This window comes from Bartonella tribocorum, from assembly GCF_002777915.1.
GTDB lineage: Bacteria > Pseudomonadota > Alphaproteobacteria > Rhizobiales > Rhizobiaceae > Bartonella > Bartonella tribocorum_A.
The window spans coordinates 1-6,342 of record NZ_NJGE01000041.1 but is presented as its reverse complement, the minus strand read 5'-3'; the positions used below and the strand labels follow the sequence as shown (position 1 = coordinate 6,342).

Sequence of the window (6,342 nt, the reverse complement as noted above, 5' to 3'; positions counted from 1 at the left end):
TTGGCGGCTTCAGAAAACCCCTTACTTTCTTGTGAAAGCGCTTGTGCCTCTTCAACCTTCTTCTGAATTTCTTCTACCAAACTCTTGGTGCTTTCATGGCCTTCACGGACCGCTTGTCTATCGGCTTGCAATGCCTGCTCTGCAACTGTCTTCGCTTCTGAAGCGACTCGAGACGCTTCTGTCGCACTCTGTTGCGCTTGTTCGGCTTTCGTTTGTGCACCTTCTGCTGTACTTTTCGCGGTTTCTGCTAAACCCTTCGCTTCTGTCGCTGTTTGCGAAGCTTGTTCCACCTTTGTTTTTGCAAACTCTGCAACAGTCTTAACAGCTTCAACCGAGGCTTTAACTTCATGACAAGCATCTTTGGATTGTTCTGAAAGAACCTTCGCCTCTTCTGACGTACTGACCGCTGTAGCTGATTGAGATTTAGCATCATTCGACGCTCTCAAGGCATCTGCGGCTATCTGTTTGGATTCTCCCGAGAGTGTCTGAGAGGCTTCTGCTGTTTGTTTGGCTTCTCTTGCTGTTTGTTCTGCGCGGCTTGCAATGGTCTTCGTTTCATCAGCTAACCTCTTGGCTTCGGTCGATAAATTAACAGCACTCTCACTGGTCTGTTTGACCTCTTCAAAACGTTGCAATGCCGTAGAAAGGGAACCTTTCGTACTATTGATTTCTCCTGAAGTTCTCTCAAAGCTTGCCTTTGCTTCTTCGGCAATTTGCTTGGCGGCTTCAGAGGTACTTTTGGCTTCTTCAGCTAATCTTTCTGCCTCCTCTGACTTATTCTTGGATTCGGAGGCTCTCGTTTTCGCAACGCCAGCTTCTGTAAGAGCTCTAGATGCCATATCGTGCGCACTATCCGCTTGGCTTTTGGAAGCTCTTGCATCTTTCAACGCTTCATCGCATGCTGTCTTTGCTTCACGCGCTGTTGAATCTGCTCTTGTGGCTGTGGTCAAAGCTTGACCAGCCGTAACCGCTGCGCCATCCGATAATTCTTTCGCATCATCTGCCTCCCTTTTCGCGGCATCCGCTGTTTGCTTCGCTGCCGTGGATAATCCTAGCGCACGTTCTGAGATCTGCTGGACCTGAACCCCTTGTTCCGCACTCGCAAAGACTTCACGAGGATAAAGACTTGCCGTCCCTAACAATTTCGGGACAATAACCGTATCYTCTGAAACGCCCTCTATGATCTCTTCTTTCGTGGCTACCGGTATCTGATAGTCATGCGTATGATATGGTATCCCCATCGCCTTTCTTCCTCACATCATTCAAAATAAATGCCTAAAATAAACACGATTGTAATTCTTCAATCTCAGACTTTAATGCCTTTAAACTCTCTTCATGATCCTTGTTCAAAGAATCCTTCAAAAGGCTAACAAGGCTATTAAGCGGGGCGTGCACAAAGCCACTCCCTGTATACAAAACAACCCGTACTTGAGACGGGTCACTAAGTTCTGATACGGCAAACGGTTTTAACGACATTTCAACTCCTCATGTCTTAATCCCATAAACGATACTCACATTAACGGGGCGCGTTTCAACACCACCAAATGAACCCATCATGAYTATATGATCATGCTCCCCTAAATCTTCCCCTGCCTGTTTGGGAAYGCSATACGTCATSATTTTAYGTCCATGCTTCAAGAAAAATGGATGTAAAGTATGGACTTTTTCTCCAATAAATGAAGGCGTTGCTGAAGGAAGTACAACTTCTCTTTCAAAGCCTTCATGGCATCTTTCCAATGCATCACCACTTAAACCTATACATTCCTCGTCTTGATTAGGTCCTTGTGGAATAATTRTATMATYTACAACAACACTCCTCTTCCTCCTCGTGCTCTTTTCTACGGGAGGAAAAAAGCCAAYACTGTGTTCATGATTTATCAAAGAGCWCTGTTGCACACTASCAAATATGCGCCCATGATCGACAAAACCTGTATAATCAAAACCACGCAAAAACATGCCCCGTAAATCTGGTACGTTAAATGTTGTTTCATCCCCACCCTGACCCCACATCGTTCCTATTGTTGCAAAAAGAGTACGATATTTATCACGCGAATAAGAACGACCATCACAAGGAAGCCAACCTTCCGGCAATCTTTCCATGGCAAAAGCCCCAATAAAACCTGTAGGCAAATGTCTTAATTGTGGAGATGGTCTTATTATCGTAGGGTTGAGCAACTGCCATCCTGAAAGAGCTTCATCATACACAAGTGTGTAGACACCCCCTCTTTGTATCTCTCCTCCTACAACAGCAGTCACACCAGTTTCTGACGCCTTGTAAACTGATTTACYGGAAAGATTATTGAGCGTAACCGCAGTGACTCCAACATTACTCTCCYGCGCCTTAAACCGTAAAGAAAGACCATTGCTATAACGGGAAAGTGATGCGCTACTGTTTAAGAGAATGATCGTCTGTTGCTGGTGATGATCAACCTCAAAATGACTGTCAAGCGCACCACCAATATCCGATAAATATTCTCGTACACGTTGCATCATCCCACGTGCACTATTGTTGACTGTATGGGGAGACTGACCTTCTGACCARTYRATMAAATCATCCGCACCAGCGTTTTCTGACGCCTTTAAGGACCAATCATAAATCGTTGACATCGCCACCTCAAGTTTTTATCGCATAAACAACCGATACATTAATCGGGCGCGTTTCACTTGTCCTSTTTTCCAACGCTGTGAGATCTTGGGTATGGGGCTGCATAAAAGGAACATTCAGAASATCATAAGTTMTAATATCTTCTTTGCTTACTCCAGAAATGGTTGAGACWCTCGATTTTTGATCTTCATCAAGCAMATGTCCCCATAAAGYTGTCGCCTCCCCATGCCAAAAATGTTCATTATCCTCACTCATCTGTGAAACTGATATCCTATGACCKTCATGGCTATGCGATTGGATCAAATCCTCTTGTACACTCCCAAAATCCCGTCCAACATCAATATTGCGCCCTCCATCAAATCCACGTAAAAACATCCCACGAAAATCAGGAATATTGAACGTTCTAAACCCATCGCCACTCCCCCATGTCGTTCCTATTGCCGAAAAAAGAGCACTATAAAGACTCCGTGAATAAGCACTACCATCACACAATAACCAACCACTGGGGATTGCTTGCATAGCAAACGTCCCTATAAAACCTGCTGGATAAAGAGCATTTGCCAAGCCTTGGGGTGATGTGACGGGAGTGGGATTAAGCAAATGCCATCCGGAAATCTCTTCATCATAGACAAGCGTATATATGCATCCAATTTGAATTTCCCCTCCCTCTAAAAAGGTTGCAACGCCGGTTTGTGATGCCTTGTAAATCGGCTTACTTGATAAGCTATTCAAAATAACCTTGGTCGCTCCAACATTCTTACCACGCGCTTTAAAGCGCAAAACAATATCATTTTTATACTCTAAAAAAGCTGACTTGCTTTGCAACCTTATTACTGTCGTTTGATCTCCATGATCAACCGTAACAATCCCTTCAAGCGCCCCACCCGTATCCGATAAATATTCTCGCACGCGCTGCATCATACCACGTGCACTATTGTTGATGGAACTAGGACGTTGTCCTTCTGACCAATCAATCAAATCATCCGCACGTGTGTTATCCGCCGCTCTAAGCGACCAATCATAAATCGTTGACATCGTTGTGAATCCTAAACTCCGTAAAACGGTCCGTAAAATGCCCGCATGAAGGGCGTCATCAAAGGGTTATCATCTTCATCACTCTCTTCTTCTTCCGAAGACTCTTCTTGTGATGCTAATTGTGATGCTAATAATGCCCTTAAAACCTCTAACATGTTGTCCCTATTGCCAAAACTTCTCTGTGCTATAGGGCTTGCTGCTCTAAAAGGCTGTCCTCCGTACATCTGTAACACACGGTTAACAAAATCACTTGCACGCATACCGCTGTTACCACCATTCAAACCAACCGCATTGCTGCCAACAATTTGCGCTGCATTGGCATGGGGATTTTGTAAAAGGCGCGCCGCTCCACCTGCCCCTTGTTGGTGTGCTAAATACAATTCCGCATCCGTAGGCGCTCTTCCCAACACACGGCTTAAATGATTACGATTGTCACGCGTAAATCTTCCCATGGCATCAGCTGCTTGCATGGGGTCAAAACGGTCTTGCAAACCATATTGCTTGGCTGTGCTATCTATAAATTGATACAATCCACCCGCAGAAGAACGTGGATTCCTTGCATTCGGATTGCCGCCACTTTCAACTTGCGCAACACGGTACAAATAGCTTTCCGGCAAGCCATACCGCACCGCTGCTTGACGGATCGCTTGATCAACTGAAGGACTATGGAAAGATATAATATCAAAAAATACAATAAAGTCAATATGTTGATTGCAATTATTTTATATGAATCCACTTAAGAATCCACACTTTTATGCATGTTTAAATTGACCACTTTTTATATAAGATTGCCATGTATGAATAGACCATAAAAAGCAAATCATGGTGCAAATATTATAACGCATGTAAACGTTCATATGAAATGAAAAGCAGATATTATTCATAACAGTTCATAAATTGTATGATACGTTTTTATCACAGCACAAATCACATTGTTTAAAATTTAGTCGTTTGGAATTATCGATAACATACGTTTAAAGATTACTTCTTATTTTAAAGATTGGATTGTTAATCGCATAAAATAACAAATTAACGTTCGCCAAAATTGGCGAGCGCAAAATCTAAAGAGTGTTATAGCAATATTAGATCATTCTATAAGAGGGTAATCGTTTGAAACTGTTATAAGGTAAATTGTATCAAAAGATACGCATTTATAGAAAATAGAGATCATATAGTTTTCCCCAAAATTGGGTAAAACCTTTAAAATGGCATTAAAGAAATTAACAGTTTGAAGCATTCATAAGCTTATAGGTTTAATTCATAAAGATTGCACAAAGGATTTAAAGACAAGATTGATTTTATAACCACGGTATTTTTTTACCGAGGTAGGAAATAAAGGTAATGAAATTCAAAACATCATATCTTATGAAATTGAAAGCCTTCTAATGAGATAACGCAAGCAAGCAAAAAACGTTTTAAGAGCATAATATGAAAGCAAACGAGGTTACCCCAAATTTGGATTGAGTGATTTTAGTCTCCTCAAATTTGAGGGCACCTATTGAGATAAAGATAAGCAAACAAATTTCAAAATCGTTATAACATCATAAGGTACGGAATTTTTCTAAATTTTTAGACAAAACGCCATTGTTTAAAGAATGCTCTATTCTAAAGATAACGAGCTCGAATTTGAGCTGGTTGATTTTTCCAACTCAAAATTAAGCCAGCTTATTTGTAAAAAGTTACATTTAAAGAAAAGTAAAAATACGCTTATGAGAACCTCTCTACATGAACGTTTAAACGTTTGAAACTGATGTTTATAACAGTTTTTAAAGCCTTGCGTTTGATAAAAGCGGTTGTTTGGTTGTTTATTGTCTTTATGAGAGCTTGTTTTAAAAGAAGCATTTTGATCATGTGCTTTATTTCAAAAGACCACCTCACAAATGAGGGTGTTATGATTAATACGTTTGAGAGAAACGAAAAGCGTTTATAGGCTCTCTCATTCAAAAGAGTGATTAAAGATTATATGCATAATTTACGTTCCTTTTGATAAGTTTTCATATTTTTAATAGAGCGCTTGTAATATAATACGTTTTGTATATACGCGTTATTACCTTAATTAGGGTTGATTCATAAGGATAGACATTTGAAAGCCGCGTCATATCAGTTGGCACGGCTTTCTTTTATGAATTCTCTCTTTTATGATGGGTTTATAGCCATAAAGAAGGCACCCCCATGCCTATTTTTATTCTGTTTTATCAATAATCTTAACGACATTATTGTTTTCATAAACCTCATAATTTTTAGGAACTAACTTTGCTTTGCTTTTTGTGTTGATTATTGCATTGCCATAAGCACGCCCCCAGATCGTTGCACAATGTGAGATTTTTGCATTGCCATAAACAGAGCCATAAACCTCACAAGAGCCCCCCACGCGCGCATTGCCATAGACCTTGCCATAAATCTTTGCACGACCATTAATCACAGCATAATTATAAATTTTCGCATGGCTATAAATGCAAGCAGAGCCACAAACCCTAGCATGACCATAGACGCGTGCATAACTAAAAACCGTAGCATCATAAGAAATATGCGCATGGTCATAAATATGAGCATCAGCAAGAACGCGGGCAGCACCACTCACATGAGCATTGCCATAAACATTGCCATACACATGAGCACTCCCATAAACACAAGCCTGATCATAAATCTTTGCATATTGAGAGATAAAAGCCTTACCATAGACTTCAGCCATAGACTTCAGC

5 protein-coding genes and 1 pseudogene are annotated in these 6,342 nt (G+C 41.0%); all 6 read right to left on the bottom strand.

The features are described 5' to 3' along the window. Window positions 1–1,241: alanine-zipper protein (locus tag CER18_RS09275; RefSeq protein WP_348602865.1), on the bottom strand; the 1,241-nt coding region annotated here is incomplete at its 3' end. A 34-nt stretch (window positions 1,242–1,275) separates the two neighbouring features. Beyond that, window positions 1,276–1,476: a hypothetical protein gene (locus CER18_RS09270; RefSeq protein WP_100129692.1), complete on the bottom strand. Its 201-nt coding sequence runs from the start codon at window positions 1,474–1,476 to the stop codon at window positions 1,276–1,278. 9 nt (window positions 1,477–1,485) lie between these two features. Beyond that, window positions 1,486–2,607, bottom strand: a complete 1,122-nt coding sequence (locus CER18_RS09265) for a phage tail protein (protein WP_100129694.1) — start codon at window positions 2,605–2,607, stop codon at window positions 1,486–1,488. A 7-nt stretch (window positions 2,608–2,614) separates the two neighbouring features. Next, window positions 2,615–3,640, bottom strand: a complete 1,026-nt coding sequence (locus CER18_RS09260; protein WP_100129691.1) for a phage tail protein — start codon at window positions 3,638–3,640, stop codon at window positions 2,615–2,617. 11 nt (window positions 3,641–3,651) lie between these two features. After that, window positions 3,652–4,317, bottom strand: coding sequence for a transglycosylase SLT domain-containing protein (locus CER18_RS09255; RefSeq protein ID WP_100129690.1), 666 nt, complete (start codon window positions 4,315–4,317; stop codon window positions 3,652–3,654). Between the two features lie 1,505 nt (window positions 4,318–5,822). Beyond that, window positions 5,823–6,342: pseudogene (locus CER18_RS09245) on the bottom strand (hypothetical protein); the annotation flags it as partial.

Excerpts from the sequence above, each read along its gene's own strand:
- CER18_RS09270 (WP_100129692.1), bottom strand. The coding sequence starts at position 1,476 with ATGTCGTTAAAACCGTTTGCCGTATCAGAACTTAGTGACCCGTCTCAA.